Consider the following 15,029-nt stretch of genomic DNA (forward strand, 5'->3'; position numbering starts at 1 on the left):
TCTCTGGATCCTGGCGACGCGACCACGACCGGGATTGATCGAGCGGGCCTCGCATCGCGTCGCTGACTGTACGCGCCGGTACAGACGCCGTCGCACGTTCGCTCGTATCATTGAGGGTTCTTCCCGCAAGGAATCGCGCGTGACTGAGACCGCAACGACCGACCCCCAGCTGGCCTTCGTGTTCCCTGGCCAGGGCTCGCAGTCGCTGGGCATGCTGTCCGGACTCGCGCAGGCCAGCCCGATCATCGAGCAGGCGTTTGCCGAAGCCAGCGAAGGTGCCGGGGTGGACCTGTGGTCGCTGGCCCAGGCGGGCCCCGAGGAGCAGCTCAACCAGACCGAGTTCACCCAGCCCAGCCTGCTCGCCGCAGGCGTAGCGGTGTGGCGGCTGTGGATTGCGCGCGGCGGGGTGCGACCGGCGCAGCTGGCCGGCCACAGCCTGGGCGAGTACGCCGCCCTGGTCGCCGCCGGCGCCGTGTCGCTGGAAGACGCCGCGCGCCTGGTGCGCCTGCGGGGCCAGCTCATGCAGGACGCCGCGCCTGCCGGCACCGGCGCCATGGCCGCTGTCCTCGGCGCCGAAGACGCACTGGTGCTGGAAGTGTGCGAGTCGGTGTCCGGCAAGGAAGTGGTGGTGCCGGCCAATTTCAATTCCCCCGGCCAGATCGTCATCGGCGGCCACGCCGAAGCGGTTGAGCGCGCACTGGCGCTGCTGGCCGAGCGGGGCGTGCGCAAGGCCGTGAAGCTGGCGGTATCGGTACCGTCCCACACCCCATTGATGCGCGAAGCCGCCAACCGGCTTGCCGAGGCGATGAAGGGGGTCGAGTGGCAGCCGCCTTCGCTGCCGGTGGTGCAGAACGTCGATGGCGAAGTCCACGAGGGCGTCGACTCGATCCGCGACGCGCTGGTGCGCCAGCTGTACCTGCCGGTCCAGTGGACCGGTTGCGTGCAGGCGCTGGCGGCCGGCGGCGCCACCCGGATCAACGAGTGTGGCCCCGGCAAGGTGCTGACCGGGCTGGTCAAGCGCATCGACAAGACGCTCGACGCCCGGGCGCTGGGCACCCCGGCCGACATCGACGCCGCACTGGCGGGCTGAAGGCGGATAAAGCCCGGGATCGGACGTACCGACAGGGGCGGGAGCCGGCTGGGCGCCGCGCGCATGGATCCAGGTGATCCCTGGCAGTCCGGTAATGACAATTCCGGTAATGACAAGTTCGAGAATCGCGAGGAACGAGTTGATGGAAAAGATGCTCAGGGGAGAAGTGGCCCTGGTGACGGGTGCCAGCCGCGGCATCGGTGCGGCGATCGCCGACGAACTGGCCGCGCAGGGCGCTACCGTCATCGGCACGGCGACCTCCCAGGCCGGCGCCGAGGCGATCGGTGAGCGGCTGGCGGGCCAGGGCGGACACGGACGGGTCCTGGACGTCGTCGACCCCGCGTCCATCGACGCCCTGATCGACGGCATCGCCACCGAAATCGGCCCGATCTCGATCCTCGTCAACAACGCTGGCATTACCCGCGACAACCTGTTGATGCGGATGAAGGACGAGGACTGGCAGGCGATCCTCGACACCAACCTCACCAGCGTCTACCGCACCAGCAAGGCGGTCATGCGCGCGATGATGAAGGCGCGCAAGGGCCGCATCATCAACATCGCATCGGTGATCGGCGTGACCGGCAATGCCGGCCAGGCCAACTACGCCGCCGCCAAGGCCGGGATCATCGGCTTCAGCAAGTCCATGGCGCGGGAGATCGGCAGCCGGGGCATCACCGTCAACGTGGTGGCGCCGGGCTTCATCGACACCGACATGACCCGGTCGCTGCCGGAGGATGCCAGGAAGGGCATGCTCGACCAGATCGCCCTCGGGCGGCTGGGCGAACCGGCCGACATCGCACGCGCGGTGTCGTTCCTGGCCGGCCCCTCCGCGGCGTACATCACCGGCGAGACGCTGCACGTCAACGGTGGCATGTACATGCCTTGAGCGGTCGCGCCCACCCGCGCAGCGCCCAGGAAGGGCGAGCAACGCATTGATCGAAAAGGCGTTTTTCCAACGTTCTCGAACGGCGCCGATTCAATTAGACTATTCCATCGAAAAATCCCGCCCCCGGGAGGAGTGAGCACAGATGAGCAGCATCGAAGAGCGCGTCAAGAAAATCGTCGTCGAACAGCTGGGCGTCAAGGAAGAAGAAGTCACCAACAATGCTTCGTTCGTTGACGACCTCGGCGCGGACTCGCTCGACACCGTCGAGCTGGTGATGGCCCTCGAGGAAGAGTTCGAGTGCGAGATCCCGGACGAGGAAGCCGAGAAGATCACCTCGGTGCAGCAGGCCATCGACTACGTCAAGGCGCACGTCAAGGCGTAACGCACCCCGGGCGGCGATTTCGTCGTCCGTGCAGCAACACACCGGGGCCGCGTTGCGGCCCCGCGTTTTTTGCAAGGTGGTTCGGCCGCGGCGGTACCGCCCCTGCCGCACCGCGCACGGTTCCGCCAGCGGGGCGTGTGGGCGGACCTTGCGCCGCACTGCCGCCACCCCGTTTCTCTTCCGGTCCATGCGCCGACGCCGGCGCCGACCGCAGTCGGAGTTCTCCATGTCGAAGCGTCGCGTCGTCGTCACCGGTCTGGGCATCGTTTCACCGCTCGGCAATGACCTGGCCAGCAGTTGGGATGGCATCGTCAACGGCCGGTCGGGCATCGGCCCCATCACCCATTTCGATCCGGCCGCGTTCACCACGCGGATCGCCGGCGAGGTCCGTGATTTCGACATCGGCAAGTGGGTCTCCCCCAAGGACGCACGCAAGATGGAGGAGTTCATCCATTACGGCGTCGCCGCGTCGATGATGGCGATGGAAGACGCCAACCTGGTGGTGGACGACTCCAACGCCGAGCGCATCGGCGCCTTGATCGGCTCGGGCATCGGCGGCCTGCTGGGCATCGAGGAGCAGACCATCAAGTTCAATGATGGCGGCCCGCGCAAGATCTCCCCGTTCTACGTCCCCAGCACCATCATCAACATGCTGCCGGGCCAGGTATCGCTGCTGACCGGGATCAAGGGGCCGAATTTCTCCGCCGTCTCGGCATGCGCCACGTCCAACCACTCCATCGGCATGGCGATGCGCATGATCCAGTACGGCGATGCCGACGTCATGATCGCCGGTGGTGCCGAGCGCGGCTCCTCGCCCACCTCGGTCGGCGGGTTCTGCGCGATGAAGGCCATGTCCACCCGCAACGACGCGCCGACCCTGGCCAGCCGTCCCTGGGACAAGGACCGCGACGGTTTCGTGCTGGGCGACGGTGCCGGCATCCTCGTTCTGGAGGAGTACGAGTACGCCAAGGCCCGCGGCGCGCGCATCTACTGCGAGCTGGCCGGATTCGGTGCCAGCTCCGACGCATTCCACATGACCGCGCCCAGCGAGGACGGCGAAGGCCCCGCACGCTGCATGGTGGCCGCGCTCAAGGATGCGGGCGTCGGACCGGACGGCGTCGACTACCTCAACGCGCATGGCACCTCCACGCCGCTGGGCGACCTGGCCGAGACGCGGGCGATCAAGCGCGCGCTGGGCGACCATGCCTACAGCACCATGGTCAGTTCGACCAAATCCATGACCGGGCACCTGCTGGGCGCCGCCGGGGGGGCGGAGGCCATCTTCTCGGTCATGGCGCTGCACCACGGCGTGGTTCCGCCGACCATCAACCTCGACGAGCCGGGGGAAGGCTGTGACCTGGACTACGTCCCCCACGAAGCGCGCCAGGCCAAGCTGGACGTGGCGGTCTCCAACGGCTTCGGCTTTGGCGGCACCAACGGCACGCTCGTGTTCAAGCGGATCTGAGCGGCGGGTAGAACCGGGTGGTGACGCCGTCACGGCCGAAATTGCGCCCCTTCGCGGCACACCGGGCTGGGGAGGCCCGCTGCCCTTGCGAAGGAGGTAGCACTGCCGATGCCATTGCCGATCCCCACCCCGCGCTTGGCGCCCTCCGTGCGATGACACGCCCCACGCCATGCTCCTGACCCGTGCGCTGAAGCCCGCCATCGACCTGCTGGACCTGCACCGGCAAGCGCCGCAGCGCTATCCGCTGCTGTTGGAATCCAGTGCCCACGGCACCGCGCAGGGGCGGTGGGATCTCCTGCTGCTGGCCGGGGAGCGCCACCTCCGACTCGAGCGTGACGGCGTCACCCGCGACGAGGTGGGCGGCGCGGTTGAAGGCGATTTCCTGGATGCGCTCGACAACGCGTGGCGGGAGGAGCGAACGTCCCGCGAAGAACCCCGATGGCCGTTCCGCGGCGGCTGGGCGCTGCTGCTGGGCTACGAGCTGGCAGGCCAGGTCGAGCCTGTCCTGCGCCTGCCCCCCGCTGCCGGCACGCTGCCGGTGGCGCTCGCGGTCCGCTGCCACGCGGCGGTGCTTCACGACCATGCCACCGGCGAGTTCACGGCCGTTGCCGAGCCCGGCCACGGAGCATTGCTGGACAGGATCGAATCCGACTGCGCGGACGCCCCGGCCCCGATGCCCGAATGGGAGCCACCGCTTGAGGTGGTCCACGACCTACCGGAGCGTTATCTGTCAGGCGTACGCCGCGTGCTGGACTACCTGGCCGCCGGGGACGTGTTCCAGGCCAACCTGTCGCGCGGCTGGCAGGCCGCGTTCGAGCGCAACCTCGCGCCGGCCGAGCTGTTCGCGCGCCTGAGGTCCAACAATCCCGCACCGTTCGCCGGCATCTTCGCGACGCCCCGCGGCGCGGTCGTCAGCGCGTCGCCCGAGCGGCTGGTGTCGGTGCGTGGTGAGCTGGTCGAGACGCGCCCGATCGCAGGCACCCGGCCTCGCGCACCCGATGACGACGACGCCGCGCGCATCCACGAACTGGTCGGCCATCCCAAGGAGCGCGCCGAGCACGTGATGCTCATCGACCTGGAGCGCAACGACCTGGGACGCGTGTGCGTGCCCGGCAGCGTCGAAGTCGATGAACTGATGACGGTGGAGAGTTACGCGCACGTGCACCACATCGTCAGCAACGTTCGCGGGCGGCTGGAGCCCGGCACCACGCCGGGCGACGTCATCCGCGCGACCTTCCCGGGCGGCACGATCACCGGCTGCCCGAAGGTCCGCTGCATGCAGGTCATCGCCGAACTGGAGAACGTCGGCCGCGGCGCCTACACCGGCGCGATGGGCTGGCTGAACCGCGACGGCGACCTCGACCTCAATATCCTGATCCGCAGCGCGGAGATCGAACCCGCCGGGTCCGGGAGCATCGTGCGCTTCCGTACCGGCGCGGGAATCGTGGCCGATTCCGATCCGGAGCGTGAACTGGACGAGACCCTCGCAAAGGCGCGCGGCATGTTGCACGCACTGGGCGTCGGGGGATGAGCCGGTGAGGGTGGTCGTCGACGGTGTGGAGGGCGGCACCATCGCGCCGGATGACCGTGGGCTGGCCTACGGCGATGGCGTGTTTGAAACCATGCGCGCCCATGCCGGCTCGATCCCGTGGTGGCCCGCGCACTGGCAACGGTTGCGCGATGGCGCCGGACGGTTGCGGATCGCGCTGCCGCCCGAGTCGGCGCTGCGGCAGCAGGTTGTCGAGCTGCTGGACGGCGGCCACGGCGTCGTGAAGCTGCTTGTTACGCGCGGCGCCGGCGGGCGGGGCTACGCGCCGTCGGCCGGCTCCGCGTCCACCTGCGTGCTTTCGACCCACCCCGTGCCCGGGGTGGACCCGGACGGTCTAGTGCTGCGCTGGTGCGACACCCGCCTGTCGGAACAACCGGCGCTGGCCGGGATCAAGCACTGCAACCGCCTGGAGCAGGTGCTGGCGCGGCTTGAGTGGTCCGCGCCCGGCTTCGACGCGCATGGCGCCAGCGAAGGCTTGATGCTGTCGACCGGAGGCGACGTGGTCTGCGCGACCTCGGCCAACCTGTTCGTGCTGGCGGAGGGGCAATGGACCACGCCCCCGGTTGACCGCTGCGGCGTCGCCGGGGTGTGCCGGCAGTGGGCGCTGCAGCGGTTGCACGCGCGCGTCGAGAGGATGGGTCCGGAACAGGTCGACTCGGCTGATGCCGTTTTCCTGTGCAACGCGGTGCGCGGTATCCTGCCGGTCGCCCGGCTGGGCACCCGTACGTGGTCGCCGCACCCGCGCATCGACGCCGCGCGCCGCGCGCTGGCGCTTGACCACCCTGCTTTCGCATTGATTCCGGAGCCGCCGTGACCCCACCCCGCAAGCGCCGTTTCGGCTTCGTGTTCCTGCTGTTGCTGGTCGCCGCAGGCGCGGCCGCCTTCATGTTGTGGCAGCGGTATTCCGGGTTCGCGGACGCCCCCATGGCTGGGTTCGAGGACGGTGCGAGCGTGGTCGTGCAGTCGGGTGACTCGCTGCCCGTGGTGGTGCGCAAACTGCGCGAGGCCGGCGTCACTACCGGCGAGGAGATCGAGTGGCGGGTGCTGGCGCGCGAACTGGGTGCCGACGGCAGCCTGCACGTGGGCGAGTACGCGTTGGCGCCGGGCACCACGCCGCGCGAACTGCTCGTGGCGATGCGCGAAGGCCGGGTGATCCACCACCGGTTCACCATCGTCGAAGGCTGGAACATCCGTGAGTTGCGGGCCGCGCTGGCGAGGGCCAAGCCGCTGGAGCAGGAAAGCGCGGAGCTCGATGATGCTGCGCTCATGGCCAGGTTGGGCCAGGCCGGGCAGCATCCGGAAGGCCGGTTCCTGCCCGAGACCTACCTGTACACCCGCGGAGACAGCGACCTGGACGTGCTGGCGCGGGCGCATGCGTCCATGGCCAAGGCGCTGGCGGCGGCGTGGAACGCCCGCGAGGCCGACAGCCTGCTCAAGACTCCCGACGAAATGCTGACCCTGGCCTCGATTGTCGAGAAGGAAACCGGCATCGCCGAGGAGCGGCCGCGCATCGCCGGCGTGTTCGAGCGACGCCTGCGGATCGGCATGCGCCTGCAGACCGATCCCACCGTCATCTACGGCATCGGACCCGGCTACGACGGCAACATCCGCCGTAGCGACCTGGAGACCGACACGCCCTACAACACCTACACGCGGGACGGCCTGCCCCCCACGCCCATCGCCATGCCGGGCGTGGATGCGCTGGCGGCGGTGGCAGACCCGGCCGACGGCGATGAGTTGTACTTCGTCGCCGTCGGCGACGGCAGTGGACGGCACGTGTTCTCGAGCACGCTTGTCGAACACAACGCGGCCGTGTCGCGCTACGTCCAGCGCTATCGTGATGCCCAGCGCGCCCCGGCCTCCACCCCGGACACGCCGTGACCCTCAAGCGGCAACCGCGGCTGGTCACGCTTGAAGGCGGGGAGGGTGCGGGCAAGTCCACGGTGCTGGCGGCGCTGGCCGAGGCTTTGACTGGGCGGGGCATCGAGGTGGTGCGTACCCGGGAGCCCGGGGGGACCCCCTTGGCCGAGCAGATCCGGGACCTGTTGCTGGATCCCGGTCACGAGCCCCCGTCACGCGACACCGAGCTGCTGCTGATGTTCGCCGCCCGCGCCCAGCATGTGCGCGAGACGGTCCTGCCCGCGCTCCAGCGGGGTGCCTGGGTGCTGAGTGACCGCTTTACCGACGCCAGCTACGCCTACCAGGGTGGCGCGCGAGGCGGTGACGTGCAGTTCATCGCCGAACTGGAGCGTCGCGTGGTCGGGATCGAGCCCGGCCTGACGCTGCTGCTGGACGTGCCGGTCGAGATCGGGCTGCGGCGTATGCGCGGCCGGGGCGATGTGGACCGGATCGAGTCCGAGCGCGAGGAATTCTTCGAGCGCGTGCGGACCGCCTACCAGGGCAGGGCACAGGCACACCCCGACCGGTTCCGGGTGATCGACGCATCACGGCCACTGGTCGACGTGACAGCCGCATCGGTGGAGCTCCTCCACGCGTATCTGGAAGATGGCCAGTGAGCGCGCGGCAACCCCTGGCGCCTTGGCAGCAGCGCATCCACGACCACGCTGCCGACGCGCTGGACGCCGGGCGGCTGGGCCACGGCCTGCTCTTCTGCGGTCCCGCGCAGTTGGGCAAGCGGGCGGTCGCCGAGCGCCTTGCCGAACGGGTTCTGTGCCTGCAGCGGTCGGCGGGCGAGGGCCCCTGCGGGCGCTGCCGCTCCTGCCACCTGTTGGCGCAACGTCACCAGCGCGACCCGGTGGAGACCCGCCCCGATGGGCAGCTGGCCCACCCGCTGGGCCATAGTGGGCATCCGGACCTCGTCCTGGTGGGGCACGTCCTCAACGAAAAGGGACGGCCGCCGAAGATGCGCTCGGAGATCGTCATCGAGCAGGTCCGGAACCTGTCGGAAAAGCTGGCACTGACCACCCAGTACGGCGGCGCGCAGGTGGTGATCATCGATCCGGCCGATGCGGTCAACCACGCCGCATGCAACGCACTGCTCAAGACCCTGGAGGAGCCGGTGCCCGGGCGCTACCTGTGGCTGGTCAGTGGCAACCCGGCGCGATTGCCTGCGACCATCCGCAGCCGATGCCAGCGGCTGGAATTCCGGCTGCCGCCGCGCGAGGAATCGCTGCAGTGGCTGCAGGCGCAGGGACACGATTCCGGCGACGCGCTCGAGGCCCTTGAAGCCGCCCACGGCCACCCGGGGCAGGCCGATGCCTGGTTGCGCAATGAGGGCATGGGACTGCGGCGGCAGGTCGGCACTGACCTGGACGCCATCGCACAGGGCACGCGCACGCCGCTGGAAACCGCGCAGCGCTGGACGGCCGATGAACATGCGGCGCTGCGCTTGCGCCACGCGGCCGACCTCGCGGTGGCGCGCGCGGCCGAGCGCTTGACCGACCCGGCGCGGACGCGCAGTCTGGCGGCCTGGTTCGACCAGGCGAACCGGACCTGCGAGTTGTTGCGGACCACGGTGCGCGCCGACTTGGCGGTATTGGAACTGCTGATGGCCTGGCGCTCCGGCGCCGCACGGTCGGAAGCACGGTCGCGCCCCGACGGCGCAGGATGATCGCGGGAGCGGGGAAGGCACGATGGTGGCAGCAGGCGGCGCACGGCAGGGCATCCTGACCCTGGCAATCAAGGACAAGGCGGCGCTGTACAGCGCCTACATGCCCTATCTCAGGCATGGCGGCATCTTCGTGGCCACGCCCAAGCGGTATTTCCTCGGCGACGAGGTGTTCGTGCTGCTGACGTTGCCCGAGTCCAGCGAGCGCATGCCGGTCGCCGCCAAGGTGGTCTGGGTGACGCCTGCCGGCGCGCAGGGCAACCGCCCCGCCGGCATCGGCGTGCAGTTCAGCGAGAGCGCCGAGGGCGAAGCGGTCAAGGGCAAGATCGAGGCGCTACTGGCCGGCACGCTCGATTCGGACCGGGCCACCCACACGATGTAGCTGCCGAAAGAAAAACCCCGCCGAGCGCGGGGTTTTCCGGTTCCCACCGCGGAGTACGGGCGCCCTCAGTCGCCGGCGCCGGTCGCGGTCGCCAATTGCAATTTCGGATTGTCCCACCCGGGCCGCGGGGCGAAACGGTCCCCGTGGTGCGCTTGCAGCTGGGTGAGCTTCTGCAACAGCACCTCGACCCCGGTTTCGCGGATGTACTGGATGGGGCCGCCGCGGAACGGGGCGAAGCCGGTACCGAAGATCACTCCCGCGTCGAGCAGGTCCGCATCCTCGACCACGCCATCGTGGAGACAGGCCACGGCCTCGTTGAGCATGGGCAGGATCAGGCGGTCCTCCAGGTCCGACGGGGGCTGGTAGTCCTTCGGCAGCTCGGGCTTGACCGCCCTGCCGTCTTCCCACTTGTACAGGCCCTGGCCGTCCTTCTTGCCGCGCTTGCCGGCTTCCGCACCGCCCGCAAGTGCCTGCGGCAGCGCCAAGCCCAGGAACGGTGCCAGCTCCGCGCCTACCCCGGCCGCTACGTCGAGGCCTACGGTGTCGATCAGTTCAATGGGGCCCATCGGCATGCCGAAGCGAACCGCCGCCTTGTCGATCGCGATGCCGGGAATCCCTTCCGAATAAGCGGTGGCGGCCTCGAGCATGTACGGGAACAGCACCCGGTTGACGAGGAAGCCGGGCGTGCCGGCGACCGGCACGGGCAGCTTGTCGATAGCCTTGCAGAAGGCCGCGAGCCGTTGCTCGGTGCCGGGGGCCATGGCGTCGTGGCGGATGATCTCCACCAGCGGCATCAACGCGACGGGGTTGAAGTAGTGCAGCCCGGCGAAGCGGGCCGGAAGGCGGACGTGTTCGCGCAGTTCGGCCAGCGGGATGGATGACGTGTTGGTGGAGAGCAACGCGTCGTCCTTCATCGCCGGCTCCACCTGCGCGTACAGGTCGCGCTTGGCCTGGGCCTGTTCGATGATCGCTTCGATCACCAGGTCGGCCCGGGCCGCGCCGTCGCCTGCCAGGTCGCCCTTGAGGCGGGCCGCCACCTGTGGGCGCTTGGCCTCGTCCTTCACCTTCTTCTCGAACAGTTCGCCCGCCCGCTGCAGGGCCTTGTCGATGAACCGCTGCTCGCGGTCGGCAAGGGTGACCTCGAAGCCCTTGTAGGCCGACCAGGCCGCGATGTCGCCACCCATCACACCGGCACCGATGACGTGGACGTGCGCGATGCCATGCTCGCCACTGCCCTGGCCCTTGAGCCGCTCCTGCAGGAAGAACACCCGGATCAGGTTGCGTGCGGTGGGGGTGGACGCCAGCCGCACGACCGCCTTGCGCTCGGCGGCCAGCCGGGACTGGATGCCGCCACCGGACCGCGACCAGCTGTTGATCAGGGCGTAAGGCGCGGGGTAGTGCTCCTTGCGCGCCTTGCGGGCGACCTGCTTGGCCAGCATCGGCGCCAACAGGCGACGGGCGGGAAGGGTATTGGTGGCCCAGCCCATGAAGCGCTGTTTGAACGGCCGCTGGGTTCCCTTCAGCGCGAGCTGCGCGGCGGACTCGACCAGCTGGTCGGCCGGCACGACCTTGTCGACCAGGCCATTGGCCCGGGCCGCCTTGGCGCCCAGGCTGCGGCCGGTCAGCATCATGTCGAAGGCCGCCGGCGCGCCGATGAGCCGCGGCAATCGCACGCTGCCGCCCCAGCCAGGGAAGATGCCCAGCTTCACCTCCGGCAGGCCGATGCGGGTGGACGCATCGTTGCTGGCGACGCGGTACCGGCAGGCCAGCGCCATTTCCGTGCCCCCCCCCATGCAGAAACCGTGGATCGCAGCGACGGTGGGGAAAGGCAGTTCGGCCAGTCGCTGGAAGACGTGCTGACCGCGGCGGATCGCGTCGTCCACCGTGCCCTTCCGGTCGAACGCCTGGAACTCCTTGATATCTGCGCCAGCGACGAAGCCCTTGGCCTTGGCCGAGCGCACCACCATCCCCGTGGGCGGGTCCAGTGCCAGCCGTTCCAGCAGAGCGTCCAGTTCGATCAGGACATCCTGCGAGAAGGTGTTGACCGACGCTTCGGCGCGATCGAACGAGAGCACCAGCACGCCGTCCGCGCGCAGGTCGGTGTGCCAGTGGCGGGCACGGAGCCCGTCGAAGGCGGGAAGCGCGTCGCGGGCTGCGGTCATCGCGGCACCATCCGTTCACGTATGGGGGGCCGCTATCATCCGGGCGTTGTTTCGGCGGCGTCAAATCGCGCCAACGCGGTAGTTCGCCCACGTTGCGCTCGGGCCGCCGCGTCCCCACCTGTCAGTCAATGCCTGCAGGGCGGAACTTTCCTCCTGTGGGGGTGTCATATCGTTCGGCCCATGCCGAGCAGACAGGAGTGCCGGCACGGCATGGCCGAAAACAACGTTGCACAGGCATCCGCCGATGCGCTGGACCAGGAACTGGTCCGTCGCGTCCAGCGGGGCGACAGTACGGCCTTCGACACCCTGGTGCGCCGTTACCAGCATCGGGTGGTGGGGCTGATCGGTCGCTACGTATCCGATTGGAGCGAGTGCCAGGACGTGGCCCAGGAGACGTTCATCCGCGCCTATCGCGCGATGGCCAGTTTCCGGGGGGATTCCCAGTTCTATACATGGTTGCACCGCATCGCAGTGAACACCGCCAAGAACCACCTCGTTGCACAGAACCGCCGCCCCCCGGCCTCGGACATCGATGCCGGCGACGCCGAGCAGTTCGATGCCGGCATGCGCCTGCGTGACACCGACACCCCCGAACGCGAGTTGCTGCGGCAGGAAATCGAGCGCGCAGTGATGGAAACGGTGGAAGGCCTTGCCGGGGACCTGCGAACGGCCATCACCCTGCGCGAGGTCGAGGGTCTCAGTTACGAAGAAATCGCCGAACGCATGGGCTGCCCGATCGGTACGGTCCGCTCGCGGATCTTCCGTGCGCGCGATGCGATCGATGTCCGGCTGCGTCCCTTGCTCGGGCCAGACCATGGCCCGCGCTGAGCCGGGCTACTGCCGGGGCGGGCTGCGGTCGTTCGTGGCCTGCCCTGCCGCCCAGACCGAGCTGAAGTTCCAGGAGGCCTCGTGCCGATGACACCCGAGCATTCCAACGACGACCGCGAAGACCTGTCCGCCCTGTTCGACGGCGAACTGGACGGTGATGCCGCACGCTTCGCTCTCAAACGCCTCGATCACGATGCCTCCTGGCGCGACTGCGTCGGCAGCTGGCAGTTGGCCGGTGACGTGCTGCGTGGACGCGCTGAGGCGGTGGTGGCCGGAGACTTCGCCGGGCGCGTGGGCGCTGCCGTGGCGGAGGCCGAGGAACGTGCAGGCGAGCAACAGGCCGGCGAAAGACAGGCCGGCGAAAGACAGGCCGGCGAAGCGTCCGGTGCGATGGCACGGCCCGCGGCAACGCCGGGCGTGCGTCGCCGGCAGCGTGCATGGATACCCTGCGCGGCGCTGGCGGCATCCGTAGCACTCGCTGCCTTCCTGGTGGCGCGACCGCTGGATGATCGTGCCAGCGGACGCACGGCGGACGTGCCGGTGCTGGCCGCAGACCCGGTTGGAGTGGACGTGCCGGGTCTACCCCCCCTGGCGACGGACGCAACGGAAGTTGCGCCGCGCGACGTGGCGCGCTTGGACGCCCCGCAGGCACTCGCCCGAGGGCCGCTGGTCCCGCCGTCGTCAAGCGACGCGCCGGCACCGACCTCTCGCCCGGTCCCTCGCACGCGGCCGGCCTACGCGGCGGTGCCGCCCGCGGACGTCGTGGCTGTCGCCGGCAGTGCAGGGATGCCGGTGTCCGGCCCGGCGCGGGTGGCCGAGCAGTCACCCGACCCCACCAGGGTCGATCCGTTCACCCCGCGGGCCAACGAGTTCGGCTCCCGGCCGTGGCCGCGCGCGGTGCTGCCCGACTACCGGGCAGGGAATGGCTTGACCGCCGGTTACGCCGCGCCGGCGACCGCGCCCTCGTTCTACCCCTTCGAGCCACCTCCCGCCGAGCCTGCGCCGCCGGCGGACGCTGCCGGCGCGACCACGCCGCCGCCCCCGTCGCCGAGACCCTGACGTCCCCGGCACGCAGGCATTGGCAGGATGACCCGTTCCACCTCCGCCCCGGCTGGCAAGCCGGGGTGCGTTGCACGATTCGATACCCAAGTCCCAGAGGCCGATTCAATGAACCGACCGTTTCGTACGCTTGCCCTGATGGGCCTCCTCGTGGCCGCGATCCCGGTGGCCTGCACCGCGCAGGCGCCCGCCGACGCACGCGCCAGCCAGGGCACCGAGAAGCCCATCGCACCCCCGCCGTCGGCGCAGCCTTCGCGCCCGCTGGTGACCGGCCTGCCCGACTTCACTTCACTGGTGGAGCGGGTGGGGCCGGCGGTGGTCAACGTCAGCGCGCAGATCGCCCCGCGCACCGCGCGCGGCGGCGGGCCGGGGCAGGAGGAGATCCCCGAGATCTTCCGCCGCTTCTTCGGACCCGGGACGCCGTTCCCGGAAGCGCCGCAGGGCCGAGGTGGCGTGTCCCAGGGCACGGGCTTCCTGATTTCCGATGACGGTTACCTGCTGACCAACCACCATGTCGTCAACGGGGCCGAAACCGTGCAGGTGAGCCTGTCGGATCGTCGCGAGTTCACCGCCGAGGTGGTCGGGAGCGACGAGGAGTCCGATGTCGCCCTGCTCAAGATCGATGCCGCCGGCCTTCCGTTCCTGCGCCTGGCAGACGCCACGCGGACGCAAGCCGGACAGTGGGTGATTGCCATCGGCTCGCCGTTCGGGCTGCAGCACTCGGTCACCGCCGGGATCGTGAGCGCGGTGGGCCGCAACAACCCCTACGCAGGCCAGCAGTACGTGCCTTTCATCCAGACCGACGTGGCGATCAACCGCGGCAATTCGGGTGGCCCGCTGCTGAACACCAGCGGTGAAGTGGTCGGAATCAACTCCCAGATCTTCTCCAACTCGGGCGGCTACATGGGCGTCAGCTTCGCCATCCCGATCGACGTCGCCATGAACGCAGCCGAGCAGTTGCGCGACACCGGGCGGGTCAGCCGCGGCCTGCTGGGCGTCAACGTGCAGCCGATCACCACCGAAGCCGCCAAGGCCCTTGGCCTGGCCGTCGCGGAAGGGGCACTCGTGGCCGGCGTCGAGCCGGGCAGTGCCGCCGACAAGGCCGGGATCGAACGCATGGACGTGATCACCGCCGTGGACGGCCGCAAGGTCAGCGTCTCCAGCGACCTGCCGCCGCTGATCGGGCTGAAGGCGCCGGGCGATCGCGTGGAAGTGACGCTGCTGCGCAGCGGCCGCGAGATGCAGGTCGACGTGGTGCTGGGCGAGCTGGGTGGTGCGGTGGCGGCGGCGGGCAATGGCCGCGCCCCGGCGCGCGAAAGCGCTCCGCAACCGGCCAATGCGATAGGTGTCATCCCGCAGGACCTGGATGCCGCGCAGCGCAGGCAACTGGGGCTGCAGGCGGGCGAGGGCGTACGGATCGTGTCCGTGCAGCCCGGCCCCGCGCAGAGGGCCGGCCTCCAGGCCGGGGACGTGGTGCTATCTGTGGGCCGAACCGCAGTGTCCAACGCAGCCGACCTCAACCGCCGCCTGGCGGACCTGGAGCCGGGCGAGACCGTGATGCTGCTGGTTCGCAGGGGCGAGGGCACCCAGTACGTCGCGGTGACCACCGGCGGCTGAACCTGCCGGGGCGGCACGCGTTCCGCCGGACCGGGCGGGGG

14 protein-coding genes are annotated in these 15,029 nt (G+C 69.7%); 13 read left to right on the forward strand and 1 reads right to left on the reverse strand.

What is annotated here, in order from left to right; all coding sequences use genetic code 11:
* Positions 1–139 precede the first annotated feature (139 nt).
* The 10 genes from fabD to ACJQWL_RS13245 all read left to right on the forward strand — a co-directional run bounded on the left by fabD (position 140) and on the right by ACJQWL_RS13245 (position 9,322).
* Entirely contained in the window at positions 140–1,090 is a 951-nt protein-coding gene (gene fabD / locus ACJQWL_RS13200) for an ACP S-malonyltransferase (protein ID WP_411300950.1), read from the forward strand.
* A 142-nt stretch (positions 1,091–1,232) separates the two neighbouring features.
* A complete protein-coding gene (gene fabG, locus ACJQWL_RS13205) occupies positions 1,233–1,976 on the forward strand; it encodes a 3-oxoacyl-ACP reductase FabG (protein ID WP_330969127.1) in 744 nt (247 codons plus the stop codon).
* A gap of 142 nt (positions 1,977–2,118) precedes the next feature.
* Positions 2,119–2,358, forward strand: a complete 240-nt coding sequence (gene acpP / locus ACJQWL_RS13210) for an acyl carrier protein (protein WP_036135371.1) — start codon at positions 2,119–2,121, stop codon at positions 2,356–2,358.
* 226 nt (positions 2,359–2,584) lie between these two features.
* Positions 2,585–3,823 carry a beta-ketoacyl-ACP synthase II gene (fabF, locus tag ACJQWL_RS13215; RefSeq protein ID WP_330969126.1) on the forward strand — a complete coding sequence of 413 codons (1,239 nt, stop codon included), beginning with the start codon at positions 2,585–2,587 and terminating at the stop codon, positions 3,821–3,823.
* Positions 3,824–3,992: 169 nt separating this feature from the next.
* Positions 3,993–5,354 carry an aminodeoxychorismate synthase component I gene (locus ACJQWL_RS13220; RefSeq protein ID WP_330969125.1) on the forward strand — a complete coding sequence of 454 codons (1,362 nt, stop codon included), beginning with the start codon at positions 3,993–3,995 and terminating at the stop codon, positions 5,352–5,354.
* A gap of 4 nt (positions 5,355–5,358) precedes the next feature.
* The gene (gene pabC / locus ACJQWL_RS13225; protein ID WP_330969124.1) at positions 5,359–6,186 is read left to right on the forward strand and encodes an aminodeoxychorismate lyase; all 828 of its coding nucleotides are present in this window, start codon (positions 5,359–5,361) and stop codon (positions 6,184–6,186) included.
* Positions 6,187–6,257: 71 nt separating this feature from the next.
* A complete protein-coding gene (gene mltG, locus ACJQWL_RS13230; RefSeq protein WP_411300953.1) occupies positions 6,258–7,253 on the forward strand; it encodes an endolytic transglycosylase MltG in 996 nt (331 codons plus the stop codon).
* Positions 7,250–7,888 (forward strand): dTMP kinase, encoded by a 639-nt coding sequence (tmk, locus tag ACJQWL_RS13235; protein ID WP_330969123.1) that lies wholly within the window; start codon positions 7,250–7,252, stop codon positions 7,886–7,888. Before mltG ends, tmk begins: the two co-directional genes overlap by 4 nt.
* Positions 7,885–8,943, forward strand: coding sequence for a DNA polymerase III subunit delta' (locus ACJQWL_RS13240; RefSeq protein ID WP_330969122.1), 1,059 nt, complete (start codon positions 7,885–7,887; stop codon positions 8,941–8,943). The genes tmk and ACJQWL_RS13240 overlap by 4 nt, the downstream gene beginning before the upstream one ends.
* Positions 8,944–8,968: 25 nt before the next feature.
* Entirely contained in the window at positions 8,969–9,322 is a 354-nt protein-coding gene (locus ACJQWL_RS13245; protein WP_330969142.1) for a PilZ domain-containing protein, read from the forward strand.
* Between the two features lie 65 nt (positions 9,323–9,387).
* On the opposite strand, the gene ACJQWL_RS13250 is transcribed toward ACJQWL_RS13245, so the two are convergent.
* On the reverse strand, positions 9,388–11,484 hold the full coding sequence (locus tag ACJQWL_RS13250; protein WP_330969121.1) for a 3-hydroxyacyl-CoA dehydrogenase NAD-binding domain-containing protein: 2,097 nt from the start codon (positions 11,482–11,484) through the stop codon (positions 9,388–9,390).
* Positions 11,485–11,694: 210 nt separating this feature from the next.
* On the opposite strand from ACJQWL_RS13250, the gene rpoE reads away from it, so the two are divergent.
* The 3 genes from rpoE (at position 11,695) to ACJQWL_RS13265 (ending at position 14,988) form a co-directional block, all read left to right on the forward strand.
* Complete coding sequence (rpoE, locus tag ACJQWL_RS13255; RefSeq protein WP_330969120.1) at positions 11,695–12,312, forward strand: RNA polymerase sigma factor RpoE; 618 nt, start codon at positions 11,695–11,697, stop codon at positions 12,310–12,312.
* A gap of 87 nt (positions 12,313–12,399) precedes the next feature.
* Complete coding sequence (locus ACJQWL_RS13260; protein ID WP_330969141.1) at positions 12,400–13,371, forward strand: RseA family anti-sigma factor; 972 nt, start codon at positions 12,400–12,402, stop codon at positions 13,369–13,371.
* 108 nt (positions 13,372–13,479) lie between these two features.
* Positions 13,480–14,988: a DegQ family serine endoprotease gene (locus ACJQWL_RS13265; RefSeq protein ID WP_330969119.1), complete on the forward strand. Its 1,509-nt coding sequence runs from the start codon at positions 13,480–13,482 to the stop codon at positions 14,986–14,988.
* The last annotated feature ends 41 nt before the right edge of the window (positions 14,989–15,029 follow it).

Source organism: Novilysobacter viscosus, from assembly GCF_046600715.1.
Classification (GTDB): Bacteria; Pseudomonadota; Gammaproteobacteria; order Xanthomonadales; family Xanthomonadaceae; genus Lysobacter_C; species Lysobacter_C viscosus.

Coding starts and splice junctions, on each gene's coding strand:
- acpP (WP_036135371.1), top strand. CDS start 2,119: ATGAGCAGCATCGAAGAGCGCGTCAAGAAAATCGTCGTCGAACAGCTG.
- rpoE (WP_330969120.1), top strand. CDS start 11,695: ATGGCCGAAAACAACGTTGCACAGGCATCCGCCGATGCGCTGGACCAG.
- fabG (WP_330969127.1), top strand. CDS start 1,233: ATGGAAAAGATGCTCAGGGGAGAAGTGGCCCTGGTGACGGGTGCCAGC.
- fabF (WP_330969126.1), top strand. CDS start 2,585: ATGTCGAAGCGTCGCGTCGTCGTCACCGGTCTGGGCATCGTTTCACCG.
- ACJQWL_RS13265 (WP_330969119.1), top strand. CDS start 13,480: ATGAACCGACCGTTTCGTACGCTTGCCCTGATGGGCCTCCTCGTGGCC.
- ACJQWL_RS13260 (WP_330969141.1), top strand. CDS start 12,400: ATGACACCCGAGCATTCCAACGACGACCGCGAAGACCTGTCCGCCCTG.
- mltG (WP_411300953.1), top strand. CDS start 6,258: ATGTTGTGGCAGCGGTATTCCGGGTTCGCGGACGCCCCCATGGCTGGG.
- ACJQWL_RS13220 (WP_330969125.1), top strand. CDS start 3,993: ATGCTCCTGACCCGTGCGCTGAAGCCCGCCATCGACCTGCTGGACCTG.
- ACJQWL_RS13250 (WP_330969121.1), bottom strand. CDS start 11,484: ATGACCGCAGCCCGCGACGCGCTTCCCGCCTTCGACGGGCTCCGTGCC.